The following is a 16,668-nucleotide window of genomic DNA, read 5'->3' as shown; positions in this document are numbered from 1 at the left end:
GATAGATGAAGCGATTGTTTGATCTACTTGTGGCCATCCCACTATTATTGTTGTTTCTTCCAATTATGGGCGTCGTTGCTCTTCTTATTAAGCTGAAGTTAGGATCGCCGATTATCTTTAAGCAGCAAAGGCCTGGTCTCCATGAAAAGCCGATTCTGCTGTTAAAACTGCGATCTATGACGGATGAAAGAGACAGTGAAGGCAATTTATTGCCGGACGCCATTCGATTGACGCCATTTGGCCAATTTCTACGGAAATACAGCCTGGATGAATTTCTTCAATTAGTCAACGTAATCAAAGGAGATTTGAGCTTAGTTGGGCCAAGGCCCTTATTAATGGATTATTTACCGCTGTATACGGAAGAGCAAGCCAAACGTCATCTCGTACGGCCTGGTATTACAGGGTGGGCGCAGGTACATGGACGTAATGCCATCTCATGGGAAGAGAAATTCAAACTTGATATTTGGTACGTGGAAAATAGAAGCTTTATGCTGGATCTGAAAATTCTAGCAATGACGGTTGGCAAAGTATTGAAGTCAGAAGGCGTCAGTCATGGTAATCATGTGACGATGGAGAAATTCTCAGGATCTAATCTTTCATGAAAAGATGTGGTCGGAGGTGAATGTTGTCTTGGTCGGTGAGGGTGGTCACAGCAAAGTCATTAGAGAAATAATAAATGCTAGAAGTGATTATCGGATTGTTGCCATTTTAGATGATAAGTATGATGAACTCCTGATGAACGAGGATATGTACGTGGGGCCAATTTCATCTGCTGCGCAATTAGCAGAACAAGTTAATGCACTGAACTGGGTTGTAGCTATTGGCAACAATAGCATTAGAAAGTCGATTATAGCAAGATTAGATATCCCGAATGAGCATTACCTGACCCTTATTCATGAAACGGCAGTGATCAGTTCGAGCGCTTCTATCGCGCAAGGAACGGTCATTATGGCCAACACAGTCATTAATGCGGACGCCAAAATTGGCTATCATGCCATTATTAATACAGGAGCGATCGTTGAGCATGACTGTCAGCTAGCAGACTATGTTCACATCGCACCAAGAGCAACATTAACTGGGGCTGTTGTCATCCAGGAAGGAACTATGATTGGAGCTGGAGCGACGATTATTCCAGGAAAACATATTGGTGAATGGACGCTAGTAGGTGCTGGTGCTACCGTTATTCATAATATTCCTTCGTACCAGACGGCTGTAGGAACTCCAGCAACTGTTCTTCCTAGTAAAACGTAAACGACATCATCACTGTACCGACACTAGTCTAGTTCTTATTATGTTGAAAGGGTGTGACCTGAAACCATGTTTACGAATAAGAAGCGTATCTATCTTTCTCCTCCGCATATGAGTGGTAATGAACTTGCGTATATCCAGGACGCATTTGATACAAATTGGATCGCTCCGTTAGGTCCACACGTTGATGCCTTCGAGAAAGAGCTTGCGTCTTATGTGGGACGCATCGATGCAGCGGCGGTTAGCTCAGGAACTGCAGCTATTCACTTAGCCCTGCGATTATTGGATGTAACGGCAGGTGATACCGTATTCTGTTCAAGTCTCACCTTCGTAGCAAGCGCAAACCCCATTGTTTATCTAGGCGCTGCACCGGTATTCATTGATTCGGAACCAGAAACGTGGAACATGTCGCCGCAAGCATTAGAACGAGCATTACGAGAGGCCGCGCGACAAGATGCCTTGCCTAAAGCGGTCATCGTAGTTAATTTATATGGGCAGAGCGCCAAGATGGACGAAATCGTAGCGCTATGTAACGCGTATCAAGTCCCGATCATCGAGGACGCAGCGGAATCTTTAGGATCGTCTTATAAAGGAAGAGCGAGCGGTTCCTTTGGCAAATATGGCATCTATTCCTTTAATGGGAATAAAATTATTTCGACATCAGGCGGCGGCATACTAGTTTCCAATGATGTCGAAGGCTTACAAAAGGCGCGCTTCCTGGCGACGCAAGCCCGAGACAATGCGGCTCATTATCAGCATAGTCAACTTGGCTATAATTACCGGATGAGCAATGTATTAGCGGGGATAGGCCGCGCTCAATTAGCTGTTTTGGAAGACAGAGTCCTAGCAAGGCGCGCGGTATTCGAACGCTATTCTGCAGCGTTAAGCGATCTGCCGGGTATACGTTTTATGCCGGAATTAGCACAGACGAGATCCAATCGATGGCTAACGGTTCTTACACTAGATCCTGACGAAACCGGTGTTTCTGTAGCCTCATTATTAGACGTATTGACGGAAGAGAATATAGAAGCTCGTCCCGTATGGAAGCCGCTGCATATGCAGCCTATATTCGAAGGTGCTGCCTATTATCCGCATAGCGATACGGAGCACATTTCGGAGCAATTGTTTACGACAGGAATCTGCTTACCCTCGGGGTCCAGCCTGACGGAGGAAGAACAAGCAAGGGTTATTACCTGTATTCAAAAGTCGATCATAACCGCGAAAAGTATGACGGCTTAGTCGTCTAAGCGGTTTAGGCTGATGTATCAATTTTTGCTTGATGATAGCGCATTTTCGTGAAGAAGGCTTCCTTCATTTCGCTATCTAGGCAGTCTTGGTAGAGAATGTAAGTGTAGGCATGCATAATTTTATGGTAAGTAGATGACGTCTTCTTCCATACACCCGACCAAAGTGAATACATGACATGATCCCTCCCCTCTGTACAAACGTATGTATAAATCGGCAAATGTATTCAGTTAATACGAGCTATTATCCTATCGTTCTTTATTAAGAATATCCATGAGGAGGCCTCTACGATGTGCGGGATTGTGGGTTATATCGGTAATCAAGATGTAAAAGAGATTCTAGTCAAAGGCTTAGAAAGATTAGAGTACAGAGGGTATGACTCTGCTGGCATTGCTATTTTGAACGACAGGGGGCTGCATGTCTATAAAGAAGAAGGCAGAATTGCAGCTCTTCGTGAAGTGATCGATCTTGAAGAGGTGGCGAACGTTGGCATTGGACATACGAGATGTGCGACACATGGCAAGCCAAGCCGGAGAAACGCCCATCCGCATCAAAGTAATAATGGCCGATTCACGGTTGTACATAATGGTGTCATTGAGAACTATCAAGAAATGAAGCGTCAGTTTCTGTCGCAAGTTTCCTTTGCTAGTGACACAGATACGGAAGTCATTGCTCAGATGATGGCCTATTTGGTGGAAAAGGGACTAGGTGTACCGGAAGCATTCAGGCAGCTGCTCTTAGAAATTAAAGGTTCTTATGCCATTGCACTGTTGGATCATGAGGATACGGAAACGATTTATGTTGGCAAAAATAAAAGTCCTTTGCTCATCGGGCAAGGTACTGATTTTCATGTTATTGCAAGCGATGCCATGGCCATGCTGCAGCTTACCAATCAATTCGTAGAATTGATGGATGAAGAGATGGTCATTCTTCGCCAGCATGCGAAGCAGATTACCAATTTACGAGGGGAAATCATGCAAAGAAGACCCTTTCAAGTCAAGCTGGATGCCAGCGACATGGAGAAGGGCCTTTACCCGCATTACATGCTCAAAGAAATTGATGAACAACCGTTGGTCATTCGTAAGGTGATTTCCAAATATCAAGATGCTAGCGGAAATATCCGAATCGATTCGGAGTTACGAAACAGTCTGAAAGAAGCGGATCGTGTATACATCATAGCTTGTGGCACTAGTTACCATGCGGGGCTAGTTGGCAAACAACTGCTAGAGAAGGTTGCTGACATCCCTGTTGAGTCGCATATCGCGAGTGAATTTCTGTATAACCGGCCTATTCTATCGAAGCATCCGTTCTTTATCTTCATCTCGCAAAGTGGAGAGACAGCTGATAGCCGCGGGGTATTGGTAGCCATTAAGCAGTTAGGATATCCTGCTTTGACGATCACCAATGTACCAGGCTCAACGCTCTCGCGCGAAGCTGATTATACGCTATTAACACATGCTGGTCCCGAAATTGCGGTAGCATCCACCAAAGCATACACAGCTCAAATTGCTGTATTAGCCCTGTTGGCTTTCGATCAAGCGCAAGCACAAGGCAGAGCGGGACAGATGAATCCGTTCCATGAGCTCAGTATGGCGGCTAATGCCATGGAGATTATGATTAATAAAAAAGAAATGATGGAAGAGGTAGTTTGGCAGTATTTGAATGCCTCGCGGAATTGCTTTTTTATAGGGCGGGGTGTGGATTATTACGTCGCTTTGGAAGGTGCCTTGAAGCTGAAGGAGATCTCCTATATTCAGGCTGAAGGATTTGCAGGCGGTGAGCTGAAGCATGGTACGATTGCTTTAGTCGAGGAGGGGACTCCTGCAATCGCATTAGTGACACAGTCCTCGGTTCGTGCAAACATACGAAGCAATGTCCAAGAGATTTTGGCGCGCGGCGCACATGTTTGTATGATTAGCATGGAGGGAATGGAGGAAGGGACGGATCAGATCGTTCTGCCGGCTGTGCACGAGCTGCTTACGCCGCTAGTTTCAGTTATTCCCTTACAGCTTATCGCGTATTACGCAGCTAAGTATCGAGGATGTGATATTGATAAACCAAGAAATCTGGCGAAAAGTGTCACTGTGGAGTGAGGATAACGATGATAGGTCATAACATTTCAAGCATCCGTAAACAAAGAGGCTACACATTGTCGGAGCTATCTGAACGAACAGGTATTTCCAAGTCATATTTAAGCAATATTGAGCGCAATCTCAAACAGAACCCTTCTATCCATGTGATGGAGAAAATTGCGTTGGTTCTGAAGGTTGATTTAAAGGTGTTATTACTCATTACCGTTGAGGCAGAGCAGAACGCCGGGCTGGATCAAGAATGGATGGATTTTATATTGGATTTGAAGCGATCCGGCATCAAAAAAGAACGGATCCAAGAGTTCAAAATGCTCATAGAGTTTATGAAATGGCATACGGAAAAAGTGACTTAGCATGAAGGATCTTCGCTAGAATGGTGTAAAGGAAACAAGTAAGTAATAGCCCCTTTTAGGGGCTATTACTGTTCTTTATTAGGAACAATATTTGTTCTTTACAAGGAATTCTGCTATAATAAAGGGAGAAACTACTACTTTAATATAAGGGAAGATCGCATATGATTGGAAAACGGGTTCAACAATTAAGGAAAGAGAAGGGCTTGTCCCTGACAGAACTAGCTGAACGTGCAGGGGTAGCCAAATCGTATATTAGCAGCTTGGAGCGAGATATTCAAAAGAATCCTTCGATTCAATTTTTGGAGAAAATTGCCGCTGTCTTAAAAGTGCCTGTCGATCGACTTATCGATGACCAGGAAGTGACGGTTGGAAGTGAACATGAAATCGATGAAGAATGGTACGATATTATTAGAGAAGCGATGACTTCTGGCGTAGATAAGCAGCAATTTCGGGAGTTTTTGGATTTCAATAAATGGAGATTGAAGCGGCCAAACGATGAATAAGTAGGCAAGGTTTGTTATTCTATGGGGACATACAAGGATCATTTTCAGTCGTGTTATGTGCGTATTTTTTCGGCTGGAAGGGGCTTCTTAGGAATGCGCGGATATCCTCCATACTCAGGCCCATCTTGCGTGCGCTCATGATTAGGGTGATCCACTCAGCATCAAATTCTTCGATATCCATCTGGTTTATCATACTCACAAACGACCCCTCCAAAACATTCTGTGTAAGATACACTTTGTATCGTTAGAAGTATTATCTCACGTTTTTTACTCGAAATCAATCCCGATTATATTAAAATTATACAAAGTGTATCATGACTTGCGCTGACATCCCCCGACAAATAACGCGTCAGTGTAAGTCGAATGGCCCATAATTTGGACAGGGTGAGGGGAGGAAACATAGGCGTGGACAAGGAACGTATAAGTCGCAGGTCATTCCTTAAGCATAGTCTTTTTGCCTTTGGCTCGTTCGGTGTATTACTAGGGATGAGTGGCGCGTATGGTATATTCGGAGAACGGAATTGGGTACAGACGACGACTGTAAAGCTAGCATTCCGGCGGTATCCGCCATCATTTGCTGGTGTACGAATCGTGCAGTTCAGTGATACACACATTGGCAAGTATTACGGCTTGAATCACCTGTCTAAGCTGGTTGAACTTCTTCAAAGGCAGTCCCCGGACATACTTTGTTTTACAGGAGATTTATTTGACTCTAATCAAGGTGAAGTGACGGAGGATGTTATACCCATTTTATCGCAGCTGCACGCGCCATTGGGGAAATTTGCCGTGCTTGGTAATCATGATATGCGTTTAGGCGCAGATCGCATTGTAGCTATTCTGGAGCGAGCCGGTTTTACCGTTTTGGTCAATGCGAGCAGGTCTGTGCAACGTGCGGAGGGGAATATTCAAGTCGTCGGTGTGGATGAAATGTTTTATGGAAATCCGGATTTACCGCTTGCGCTAAAAGGAATTCGGGATGAGGAATTCGTCCTATTACTTGCACATGAGCCGGATTTCGCTGATACCGCTTGGGAATATCCTGTCGATTTACAGTTGTCAGGTCACAGCCATGGCGGTCAAATTCGAATTCCATTTTACGGAAGTGTATTTACACCCGATTTAGGGCAAAAGTATTCGATAGGTTTATACAGCTTCGTAGGCAGCGATTTTCATGTCTACACGAATCGTGGTATTGGCACTACCCTGTATCCGATTCGATTTAATTGTCGGCCTGAAATTACCGTGTTTGCCTTAGAACCAAGGCTGACATAAACATATAAAAACTCCGCTCTATATCAGCGGAGTTTTCGCTATTTTAATAGCTGAACCATTTTTTCCAAATATCCAATGAACTTCTTGTCCCATCGTCATCCCAGTTAATGTCGTCAAAGTCTTGCTGGTTCCAACTGGCTATAAAATCATTAAATTCTTCATTTACTTTCTTATGATCATTAAAGAAATAGCTGAAAAATTGATGAATGCTCTGGGATTTACTTTGGAGCGCATTGTCTGATTGAGAGGTGCTTGCTGATGCATAAGAATACGCAGGAAAAATGATGGCGCTGGCGAGTAGGATAATAAAGTGGAATTTAAGGAATTTAACCATGCACTTGGCCTCCCTTCACGAATAATCCTAGCGAGAAATGTTCTTTATTAAGAATTATACCGCAAATAATAGGATTTGAGAACGGTAAAAGCATAGATCATTTCCTAAATTTATGATACAATATGTAACATATTATAGTTAAGGAGTGTGATAAATTTAACAAAAACGGATTAATAGTTATTCGTAGATACATAGTGTAACATACTAATGAAAACTATTTAAGGTCATGTGAGGTGCTACTCATGCAAGTTGTTCAACCTATTAGAGAACAAGAGAAAATTGAGCAGATACAGGAAGTGTTGAAGGAACAATCGGTGCGAGACTGGCTTCTTTTCACAATTGGGATCAATTCCGGGCTCCATCTCAGTGATCTTCTTTTTTTGAAAGTGAAAGATGTGATGGATCGAAATACAGTGAGTGTACGCGAGGAAAAAACGGGTAAAATAAAGACATTTCAGCTTTCTTCGCAGCTAAAAGCTTATATTAAGGAATATGTTCAGTATATGGACGAGGATAGCTACTTATTCCCTTCCCAACGAACAGGTAACCCCATCAAAAGAATACGCGTATATCGCATTCTCAATCAGGCTGCAAAGCAGGTAGGTTTAACAGATATAGGTACGCACACCTTGCGAAAAACCTACGGCTATCATTACTACCTCAAAACGAGAAATGTCTCTGTGCTTAGGGATCTGTTTAATCAGTCTGCACCATCTGTGACTTTAAAGTATATCGGTGTCAACAATTAATGGCTGGCTGAGCGTTGGGAGTAGGTACTCAGCAAGATGTACTTGAACGTAAAATTTGGGATCTAGGGCGTGAGAATGATCGTATTGTAAAATTTTACTTACAAACTACTCTAATGAACGCTCAGCCCTTACAAACGCGATGAATCGTCGTGCTTCCTCAGAGGAAAGCGGCTTACCATCTACAGTTAATGCAAACTTCTGTAAGATACTCTCGTCAGTTAAATCGAGGTTCTCAACGAAATCACGAACATCGGTATCCAGGACCGTGTCTTGAAGATTAGTACGACCAAGCAAATAATCAATAGAAACATGAAAGAAAGTTGCAATCTTATTAATAGTTTCGTAATCTGGTTCACGGCGATTTGTTTCGTAGTGAGAAAGGGATGCCCTGGATATACCAATTTTAATGGATAGTTCCTCTTGGGTTAGTCCTCTTTTTTCACGCAAGAGCGCAATACGATCTCCATACTTCAGCTTGATCAGTCCTCACTGTACATTTTTCCTTATCATTATATCCACTATCTTTAACGAATTATACCAGAAGACTATTATATCAAAGTAGAGAATCATTTGACTAGATACAAAATGTATGAGAAAGACACGATACCCCTTGATAAGTTACGAATTGTATCATATAATGAAATATATATACATATTGTAACACGAAGCGACATATAGTCATATATTAAGGGGTGAAGTTAAATGATTAATTTGGAAAAGGTATATTGTGTCGAATGTAAGGCTACGATGGACAAAAGTCATGCTAAGAAGGTATTCAAAACGGGGTATTATCATACAACAATTCCTCTAGCTCATTGTTTGAAATGTGAAACCGTACCCAATATCTTTATACACAGCTATGAAGGAATGGCAGTTGAAAGCTGGATCTAAATGAGTAAGGCGGGATTAGCTTGGTAGATGTGAACGGTAGCTGGTGCAACCCATAAACCACACTCCCTTTAATAAAAAGGCGGTGTGGTTTATTCGTACTTGTGTTTACCTATATGTAATGATACAATACGTATCTAATAAATAGGTAAGTTAAGGGAGTGACTACATGCGTCGTTGGGTAGTGTACACTGCAGGCTTTCTCTTTGTTGGAATCATAGGTATTGGGGGGACGATCTACTGGAAATACGAACCGAGTCATCACTTCCAGCAAGTTACATTACCTGTATTGAGTAAGCCGGCCGTTTCGACAGAAACAACAACGACGATTGCAGCGCGTAAAGAGGAGAGTGAACCTACGGTTCAACCTTCTACCCAAGCACCAACAAAGGTGGTAAAAGCATTTAATGTGCTTCTTTTGGGTATTGATGCCAGAGGAGATGAAGATTCAAGGTCTGATGTCATTATGGTTTTGCATATTATGCCGGATCTTCGCAAGGTGAACATCATCTCGATTCCCAGAGACAGCAGGGTTCAGGTTGAGGGCGTGGGTTACACCAAAATCAATCATGCTCATTTGGTTGGTGAGATGAAGGGAGGAAACGAGAAAGGAACGCAGGAAGCCCTCCAAACGGTAAGTGATTTCTTAGATGTGCCCATCAATTATTACATGAAAACTAATTTTAAAGGCTTTGAAGATTTCATCGATACCATTGGGGGCGTGAATGTAGAAGTCAAAAACGATATTTACTTACTGCATTCTCAAACGACCTTGCCCAAAGGCATGCAGCATATCGATGGAAAATTAGCGTTAAGCTTAGCGAGGGAACGATATGCGTTTCCCGACGGTGATTTCGGCAGGCAAACGGAGCAATCGCAGATTTTAAAAAACGTCGCGCAAGAAGTGCTAAGACCCGAGCATATTGGCGAAATTGCCAGCTTGCTAACCAAAGTGAAAAAGGATATTGTGGATACCAATTTCCAAGATAGCGATATCATTAGCCTAGCCTGGTTATTCAAAGGAATGACATCAGAAGATTTTACGACCATGCAAATTCCGGGTCACAGTGGTTATGAGTTGGATCCATTGACACAACTACGCTTATATTTTTGGATACCCGATCTGGATAAGGTGAAGGAAATCAGCAGCACATTACTAAAGAATTAGCACGCAGTGACGCATTCAATGGACCATGCTGCCCTTATTGATACATTATGTATCTGTAAGGTGAGGAGATTATTTTCGAAAAAAGGCATAGCAAGAGTGATGATGTTTCTATCAGACGATGGGTGCGCTTACAAGAGTAGATATTCAAATTGATGCGTAATTCTTATCATAATGGGGGAATTACAGGCATAACTTTGAAAACAAATGATGTTATTTTCATGGGAACTAACCAGCTAGTAAGTGAACGAGTAATCGTAAACGATTTGTAAAATGTTCTTGACAAGATACAAGATGTATCATAAATTGAAAGCAGATTAACTGAAGTTGTCAGGAAACATAACATGATCAAGGATGGTGCTCTTTTATGGTAGAAGATAAGCCAGTATCACTTGACATCAAAGATGTTTTGAGACATTTGGGATTGGATATTAAGGAATTTATATTATGGCACGAAAGCCAATCCAAACAGAAGCCCCTTTCTAATCAATCGAACGCCCCCCTCTGACATATGCGAGAAAGCTAATTCACTCACAGGCAATTAGTTTCTACGCTCCCACGATTTAAGTCCGAATCTCCATAAGTCACACCTCAGAAAGTTCTAACTAACAACATCCACAGTGTAAGGAAGTCAGCATTGTAGTCAGTCAGGCCCGCGATGATACACAACGTAACATTAGAGGAGGGGAAGAAATGACTACAAGCTTTACTGAAGTCTGCGAGGCAGCGATTGTTTTGAAATATCCTTGTTACGGTTTGATGAATATTAAACAGATCGATCAACACTGCTTGGATTCCAAGTATACGCCGTTTAAAGCGGTCCGTATTAGTGTCAGCCAAATGGATTTTATTTCGTATTTAAGCCTACCCACTAATGAAAATGTAATTTGGTGTTTTCAATTCAATTTTCATAACGAAGCGATTTCTCTCCGCGGTGTAATTCGTCAACGGAGTCAGTTTGAGAGTGGCTTTATCTATACGGTAGTGTGGTTGGAAGAAGAATCATACGCTGAAGCTATTGTGCAGCAAGTTGTAAGTTCATGGGAAAGTGAATATTTCTTTGAATATCAGAAGTCCGTGCGTAGGTATGAACATGCGATGAGGCATGCAGCACAAACGCCATATATGGATGTGTCATGCTGATTGATACGCATTGTCATATTCTCCCTGGCTTAGATGATGGTGCCCCTAGCCTGGAAGTGGCGGTTGAAATGGCTAGGTATGCTGCGATGGAGGGGGTACATAGCATGATTGCTACCCCTCACCATGGGTGTGGCAGATATGATAATCCGGCTAAACAGATTGGTCTTGCTGTCCAAGAACTGAATGCGGAGCTGCAGAAACAGCAAATTCCTATTGAGATTCTTCCTGGTCAAGAGGTAAGAGTGTACAAAGAGCTCCTAAATGATTGGGAAGCTGGCGAAATTCGGACACTAAATGATTCCAACTATCTACTATTGGAGTTGCCTTTAGGCGATATTCCCACCTATTTCGATGACCTGTTGTATGAAGTGCACGTACTCGGTTTAACAGTCATCCTTGCACATCCTGAACGTAATCAGGTTTTGATGAGTAACCCGAACCGTCTCCACCATTACTTGGAGCAAGGTTGCAGGTTTCAGGTGACTTCACAATCCATCACCGGATTATTTGGTCGTAAAGTTCAGAAGTTCGCAATTCACTTATGCAAGACGAATATGTCTCATCTCATCGCCTCCGATGCGCATAATATGGCCAGCAGGAGGAGTGATTTGTCCATGGCACTCGCTTATCTGGATAAACAGATAGGCCCTAAAGCCGTAGAGAATTATCTGTTAAACGCTGCATGTGTCGTTCAAAATGAACCGATTCCGATCGTGCCTCAGGCCTATCAAAGACGTTTTTGGTCATTTAAATGAATGGGGAAATTTTTTTGAGCATGTATCTAACATGGAGTGATATTTTATCTAACATTAACTAAGTACTGGAGGTTACTATGGAAATTGAATTAAAACAATATCTCCAAATTCTTCAAAAAAAGATAGGGTTCATCGCGATCATTGTCTTACTAGCTAGTGTGGCAGCAGGTCTTGCGAGCTATTATTTGATGTCCCCGCTTTACGAAGCGAGTTCTAAAATCATAGTAAATAAATCAAACGATACGCAAGGCCGAGATAACATGGATTATGATTCTTTACGGACAAATGCGTTGTTGATTAAGACCTATAAGGAGATTATTCAAACCCCTGCTATTCTAGATAAGGTCGTGGAGAAGTACCCTGAACTTGGACTGACAAGTACAGATTTACTTGACATGATAAGTGTTGACTCCACCATTGATACACAGGTCATGACCTTATCGATTAAGAGTAAATCGTTGGAGAACGCGGCAAAAACAGTGAATGCCGTTTCCGAAGTATTCAAGAATACGATTCCTTCAATTTTGAAAGTGGATAATGTCATTATTTTAAACGAAGCGAAGCCGGAAGATCACTTGGCGCCAGTCTCACCCAATTTAAAATTAAATGTGGCCATCGCATTCGTGGTGTCACTGATGATCGCGATCGGCCTTGTATTTCTTCTAGATTATTTGGATGATTCCATCAAGTCCGAAAGAGACATTACCTTGTACCTAAGTTTACCGACACTTGCTACTATCTCGAATGTGAAGCCGGAAGAATTAACAGGCAAAGTAGCCTCTAAATCACAAAGAATGGTAGGGGATACGGTATATGCGAACGCTAACCAATAAGACTAGTAAAGCGGATAAAGCTGTTAGCCATCAGCTCATCACAGACATACGCCCCAAATCGCAAGTCTCAGAGGCCTATCGAACGTTAAGAACGAATATCCAGTTTTCCTCGATCGATCACATGATGAAAACGGTTCTTATTACATCTGCGCAACCCGCTGAAGGCAAATCAACAACAGCTGCCAATTTGTCAGTGGCGTATGCCCAGGAAGGGAAGAAAGTACTGCTCATTGATGCTGACTTAAGAAAGCCAACCATTCATCACTATTTCGCAAAGTCCAATCGATACGGACTCACGAGTACATTAGCGAATCAGACGGAAATCGAGGAGGTTATTTTTAAAACCACGGTGGAAAACTTGTTCATTATTACGTCGGGTCCGATCCCTCCGAATCCTTCCGAGCTGCTTATGTCTCAGAAAATGACGGCACTCTTAGCTGATATGGCCACCCAATTCGATATGATTATCATCGATTCTCCGCCAACTTTGGCCGTGGCAGACGCACAGATTCTAGCGACCAAATGCGATGGTGTTGTCATGGTGATTAGTGAGGGTAAAGTAAAACGAGATGTGGCCAGAAAAGCGATTGAGAACTTGGAGAGAGTTCAGGCCAAGATTCTAGGCGTTGTGCTCAACAATAAGCGCCATAAGAAAAGTGATGTTTCATATAACTATTACTATGGTCAATAGGATGAATCCAACCTAGTTCAATCCGTTATTGGTAATGTCTACTACACCGTTATCATTGTAGGCACTCGTGCATGCCGTGGGCCCCAGGCCTTAGACGTTTAGCGTCAATGGTGTGTAGTGAGGGGGGGTTAAATGCCCTGATTCACATTAAAAAATCGAGGCGTGTTGTGTTACTTCGTAAGACAACATGCCTGGTTTTTTTAAAAATATAAGACTTTATAAGTTTCACATACTAAATTGTCTTATATTCCTAGATAAACGCTCTGTCCTTGAAGGACGGCGTAGCCGTTTATTTTGGCCAACTGTAACCCGTAGTTGATAGATAAAGAGTAAATAGGAGGAGTAATATGGAGAGAATTGTAAGAAAGGCCATCATTCCTGCAGCTGGTTTAGGAACCCGATTTTTACCTGCAACGAAAGCTATGCCCAAAGAGATGCTGCCGATCGTGGATAAGCCGACTATTCAATACATCGTTGAAGAAGCCATTGATTCCGGCATCGAAGACATCATCATTGTGACGGGACGAAGTAAGAAACCGATTGAGGATCATTTTGATAAAAATTACGAACTGGAGCAAAACTTAGAAAGTAAAAACAAAAGCGAATTACTGCAAATTGTACATGATCTAACCAATCTCGTAGACATCCATTATGTGCGGCAAAAGGAAGCTTTGGGTCTAGGGCATGCGATCTGGTGCGCACGTAAATTTATTGGGAATGAGCCCTTCGCCGTACTACTAGGGGACATGATTATTGATAGTAAGGTTCCTTGTTTAAGGCAAATGATGGACGTGTACGATGCCACGGATAGTTCCAACATCATTGCTGTTGCGCCAGTCCCTTGGGAAGAGGTGAATAAGTACGGTGTTATTGAAGGGAAACACGTGACAGATCGCCTTTCATTTGTTCATAATCTCATTGAAAAACCGCAGAAAAACCCGCCGTCTAATCTAGCCATCATGGGTCGTTACATTCTAAATCCAGAAATAATGGATCTGTTAGAACACACACAACCCGGTGTAGGTGGTGAAATTCAATTAACGGATGCCCTGCAGCAGCTTGCACAGCAGCAAGCGATGTACAGTTATATGTATGAAGGTAAATTATACGATGTAGGCAGCAAGATCGGATTCCTGAAGGCGACCGTCGAATTTGCGCTGAAGAATAATGAATTGAGTGAAGAGTTTGAACGGTATTTATACGAATATGCGGTAGCTCAACCTGCACTTCGAACGATTGTTTAAGGAGGGAATGACTAGAAATGGACATGGCGACAATCGAAAATAGGGCGAGTACTGGTAATTCTGTAGCTGGAGACACCTTCACTCAGCTATCTGAACCAAGTGGGATTTATATTCAAGTCGTAAAGCCGCTGCTTGATCTACTCGTGGGCTTAAGTCTTCTTTTGTTTACCTCTCCACTTCTTCTCATCGTCGCTATATGGATTAAGATAGATTCCAAAGGTCCTGTCATTTTTAAGCAGCAACGATATGGTAAAAACGGTCGCCTGTTTAACATTTATAAATTTCGTACCATGTATGTGGATGTACCCAAAGAAGGGAGATCGCCTATCTCTGGTGAGGATCCAAGAATTACATCGGTAGGGCGCATATTAAGAAAGTGCAGCATAGATGAATTGCCGCAGCTCTTTAATATTTTACGAGGCGAAATGAGCTTTATTGGTCCGAGACCTGAACAGAAATCGATTGTCGAGGCGGAGTATACAGATTGGGAGTGGCAACGATTCCGAGTAACACCGGGTATCACAGGTTTATGGCAAATTAGCCCGGAGCGAATCTATCCAATTCACGACAATTTGCAACACGATTTCAAGTATGCCGAAGAGATTTCATGGCGAATGGATATCAAGATCATATGGGGAACAGTAATGGTCGTAATCAGAAGCAACACGGTCTAATTTGCGTAGCTAAGGAGACTTCGGAACTTTGATGAAAAATGAGTGGATGAATAGGGTTCTTCGGTTGAAGAACAATAATTTGACTAAGAATACGCTCTGGATGTTTATAGGGAATGGCTTGAAGACAGGTATTCAAGCCATCTATTTTATTTTCATCGCACGCGCACTTGGTGTGGAAGGCTTTGGTGCTTTTGTTGGTGTCGTAGCCATAACATCGATTTTCTCCCCATTTGCCAGCTTCGGTACAGGAAATATCTTGGTGAGAAATGTAGCTAGGGATCGTTCCTCCTTTAAGGAGTCCTGGGGAAATGCACTGATCATAACCGTGTTATCAGGCATCCTGTTAGTCGGTATTTTATTAATAGTGGCCCATTTATTTTTGCCAGCCACTATTCCTATTAAACTGCTCGCAACCGTGGCCATATCCGATATGATTTTTGCAAGAATACTAGATATAAGCGGTCAGGCCTTCCAAGCTTTCGAAAGGCTGGGATGGACGGCGCAGCTGCAAGTTTGCCAAAGCGTGATGCGGATGATAGCTGCATGCGGTTTGTTTTTTACTGTATCTCAGCCTACGCCTGACCAATGGGGAGGCTTGTATTTGTTGTGTACAGTACTAACAACGGTAATGGGTGTCATCATCGTCAACCGCCAACTTGGTTATCCAAGTATGAAGCTTACGTTTACTAAAAAAGATATCGTAGAAGGCTTTTATTTCTCGATCAGTCTATCCTCGCAAGGTGTTTATAATGAAATCGACAAGAGTATCCTTGCGAAAATCTCAACCTTAGAAGCGACGGGTATTTATGCCGCAGCTTACCGTATTATCGATGTTGTGTTTACACCCATACGGTCGTTATTAGCAGCGTCATATGGCAAGTTTTTTCAGCATGGCTCTAGGGGGATAAGTGGAAGCCTTCAATTTGCCAAGAAGCTGCTTCCAGCGGGATGCGTATATGGCGTGGTATCCGGCATGATGTTATATGCTTTTGCCCCCATTATCCCGTATGTCCTAGGATCTGATTATAATAATGCCGTCGAAGCGATTAGATGGATGGCCATCCTGCCATGTATTCGAGGACTTCAATATTTTGCAGCAGACTTATTGACGGGAGCAGGCTTACAAGGATACCGAAGTATGATGCAAATTGGCGTCGCTATCGTGAGTGTCGTATTAAATATGGTGTTAATCCCCCTCTATTCTTGGAAAGGGGCGATTATTTCCGGATTAGTAGCTAACACGGTTCTAGGCGTTGGATTATGGGTGATCGTGTGGCAGTGTAAGACCAAAACTAAACTGATTACGAAGGTTGCAAGTCAGTAGTTTGGAGGCGTAAATGATACATAATCCTAACAGCCATGCTCAGATCAATATACTAAGAATAGGCTTAATCGGCGTAATAGTTCTGATTATGATCTCTCCCATTATTAATAACCTTACAAGCCCCCGAGTATTTAATCTAGATCAATTCATGGTTGTC

At 42.6% G+C, this 16,668-nt stretch carries 20 protein-coding genes; 16 read left to right on the top strand and 4 right to left on the bottom strand.

Features of this window, described 5'->3' with window-relative positions; genetic code table 11:
- Positions 1–5 precede the first annotated feature (5 nt).
- From A8709_RS28590 to A8709_RS28580, 3 genes are all read left to right on the top strand, one after another.
- Positions 6–602 carry a sugar transferase gene (locus tag A8709_RS28590; protein WP_065857705.1) on the top strand — a complete coding sequence of 199 codons (597 nt, stop codon included), beginning with the start codon at positions 6–8 and terminating at the stop codon, positions 600–602.
- 4 nt (positions 603–606) lie between these two features.
- A complete protein-coding gene (locus A8709_RS28585) occupies positions 607–1,251 on the top strand; it encodes an acetyltransferase (RefSeq protein ID WP_065857704.1) in 645 nt (214 codons plus the stop codon).
- A 66-nt stretch (positions 1,252–1,317) separates the two neighbouring features.
- Positions 1,318–2,487 carry a DegT/DnrJ/EryC1/StrS family aminotransferase gene (locus tag A8709_RS28580; RefSeq protein WP_065857702.1) on the top strand — a complete coding sequence of 390 codons (1,170 nt, stop codon included), beginning with the start codon at positions 1,318–1,320 and terminating at the stop codon, positions 2,485–2,487.
- A 13-nt stretch (positions 2,488–2,500) separates the two neighbouring features.
- Here the strand turns inward: A8709_RS28580 and A8709_RS34790 are convergent, their stop codons facing one another.
- Positions 2,501–2,668 (bottom strand): hypothetical protein, encoded by a 168-nt coding sequence (locus A8709_RS34790; protein ID WP_167357199.1) that lies wholly within the window; start codon positions 2,666–2,668, stop codon positions 2,501–2,503.
- A 115-nt stretch (positions 2,669–2,783) separates the two neighbouring features.
- Here A8709_RS34790 and glmS point away from each other — a divergent pair, with 115 nt between their 5' ends.
- The 3 genes from glmS to A8709_RS28565 all read left to right on the top strand — a co-directional run bounded on the left by glmS (position 2,784) and on the right by A8709_RS28565 (position 5,439).
- On the top strand, positions 2,784–4,586 hold the full coding sequence (gene glmS, locus A8709_RS28575) for a glutamine--fructose-6-phosphate transaminase (isomerizing) (protein WP_065857700.1): 1,803 nt from the start codon (positions 2,784–2,786) through the stop codon (positions 4,584–4,586).
- 8 nt (positions 4,587–4,594) lie between these two features.
- A complete protein-coding gene (locus A8709_RS28570) occupies positions 4,595–4,936 on the top strand; it encodes a helix-turn-helix transcriptional regulator (protein WP_065857698.1) in 342 nt (113 codons plus the stop codon).
- 161 nt (positions 4,937–5,097) lie between these two features.
- Entirely contained in the window at positions 5,098–5,439 is a 342-nt protein-coding gene (locus tag A8709_RS28565) for a helix-turn-helix domain-containing protein (RefSeq protein WP_065857696.1), read from the top strand.
- Positions 5,440–5,458: 19 nt separating this feature from the next.
- On the opposite strand, the gene A8709_RS28560 is transcribed toward A8709_RS28565, so the two are convergent.
- Positions 5,459–5,632: an anti-repressor SinI family protein gene (locus A8709_RS28560; protein WP_244163362.1), complete on the bottom strand. Its 174-nt coding sequence runs from the start codon at positions 5,630–5,632 to the stop codon at positions 5,459–5,461.
- A gap of 212 nt (positions 5,633–5,844) precedes the next feature.
- Between A8709_RS28560 and A8709_RS28555 the strand changes: the two genes are divergently transcribed.
- Positions 5,845–6,711, top strand: coding sequence for a metallophosphoesterase (locus tag A8709_RS28555; RefSeq protein WP_065857692.1), 867 nt, complete (start codon positions 5,845–5,847; stop codon positions 6,709–6,711).
- 43 nt (positions 6,712–6,754) lie between these two features.
- Here the strand turns inward: A8709_RS28555 and A8709_RS28550 are convergent, their stop codons facing one another.
- Positions 6,755–7,045, bottom strand: coding sequence for a hypothetical protein (locus A8709_RS28550; RefSeq protein ID WP_065857690.1), 291 nt, complete (start codon positions 7,043–7,045; stop codon positions 6,755–6,757).
- A gap of 242 nt (positions 7,046–7,287) precedes the next feature.
- Between A8709_RS28550 and A8709_RS28545 the strand changes: the two genes are divergently transcribed.
- Positions 7,288–7,794: a tyrosine-type recombinase/integrase gene (locus A8709_RS28545; RefSeq protein ID WP_065857688.1), complete on the top strand. Its 507-nt coding sequence runs from the start codon at positions 7,288–7,290 to the stop codon at positions 7,792–7,794.
- 105 nt (positions 7,795–7,899) lie between these two features.
- Here the strand turns inward: A8709_RS28545 and A8709_RS28540 are convergent, their stop codons facing one another.
- Positions 7,900–8,268 (bottom strand): helix-turn-helix domain-containing protein, encoded by a 369-nt coding sequence (locus A8709_RS28540; protein WP_065857686.1) that lies wholly within the window; start codon positions 8,266–8,268, stop codon positions 7,900–7,902.
- A 583-nt stretch (positions 8,269–8,851) separates the two neighbouring features.
- On the opposite strand from A8709_RS28540, the gene A8709_RS28530 reads away from it, so the two are divergent.
- The 8 genes from A8709_RS28530 to A8709_RS28495 all read left to right on the top strand — a co-directional run bounded on the left by A8709_RS28530 (position 8,852) and on the right by A8709_RS28495 (position 16,511).
- Positions 8,852–9,850: an LCP family protein gene (locus A8709_RS28530; RefSeq protein ID WP_065857682.1), complete on the top strand. Its 999-nt coding sequence runs from the start codon at positions 8,852–8,854 to the stop codon at positions 9,848–9,850.
- 690 nt (positions 9,851–10,540) lie between these two features.
- Complete coding sequence (locus A8709_RS28525) at positions 10,541–10,990, top strand: hypothetical protein (protein WP_065857680.1); 450 nt, start codon at positions 10,541–10,543, stop codon at positions 10,988–10,990.
- Entirely contained in the window at positions 10,984–11,745 is a 762-nt protein-coding gene (locus A8709_RS28520) for a tyrosine-protein phosphatase (protein WP_084225570.1), read from the top strand. Before A8709_RS28525 ends, A8709_RS28520 begins: the two co-directional genes overlap by 7 nt.
- A 77-nt stretch (positions 11,746–11,822) precedes the next feature.
- Positions 11,823–12,578 carry a YveK family protein gene (locus tag A8709_RS28515; protein ID WP_065857678.1) on the top strand — a complete coding sequence of 252 codons (756 nt, stop codon included), beginning with the start codon at positions 11,823–11,825 and terminating at the stop codon, positions 12,576–12,578.
- On the top strand, positions 12,559–13,269 hold the full coding sequence (locus A8709_RS28510) for a CpsD/CapB family tyrosine-protein kinase (protein ID WP_065857676.1): 711 nt from the start codon (positions 12,559–12,561) through the stop codon (positions 13,267–13,269). The genes A8709_RS28515 and A8709_RS28510 overlap by 20 nt, the downstream gene beginning before the upstream one ends.
- A 347-nt stretch (positions 13,270–13,616) precedes the next feature.
- Positions 13,617–14,513: a UTP--glucose-1-phosphate uridylyltransferase GalU gene (gene galU / locus A8709_RS28505; protein ID WP_065857674.1), complete on the top strand. Its 897-nt coding sequence runs from the start codon at positions 13,617–13,619 to the stop codon at positions 14,511–14,513.
- A gap of 17 nt (positions 14,514–14,530) precedes the next feature.
- Entirely contained in the window at positions 14,531–15,187 is a 657-nt protein-coding gene (locus tag A8709_RS28500; RefSeq protein ID WP_208607762.1) for a sugar transferase, read from the top strand.
- A 31-nt stretch (positions 15,188–15,218) separates the two neighbouring features.
- A complete protein-coding gene (locus tag A8709_RS28495; protein ID WP_065857672.1) occupies positions 15,219–16,511 on the top strand; it encodes an oligosaccharide flippase family protein in 1,293 nt (430 codons plus the stop codon).
- Positions 16,512–16,668: the final 157 nt, after the last annotated feature.

Origin of the sequence: Paenibacillus pectinilyticus, assembly GCF_001700435.1 — a bacterium.
Lineage (GTDB): Bacteria > Bacillota > Bacilli > Paenibacillales > NBRC-103111 > Paenibacillus_E > Paenibacillus_E pectinilyticus.
Note: the sequence above shows the minus strand (reverse complement) of the source record. Positions and strands in the feature narration are given on the sequence as shown.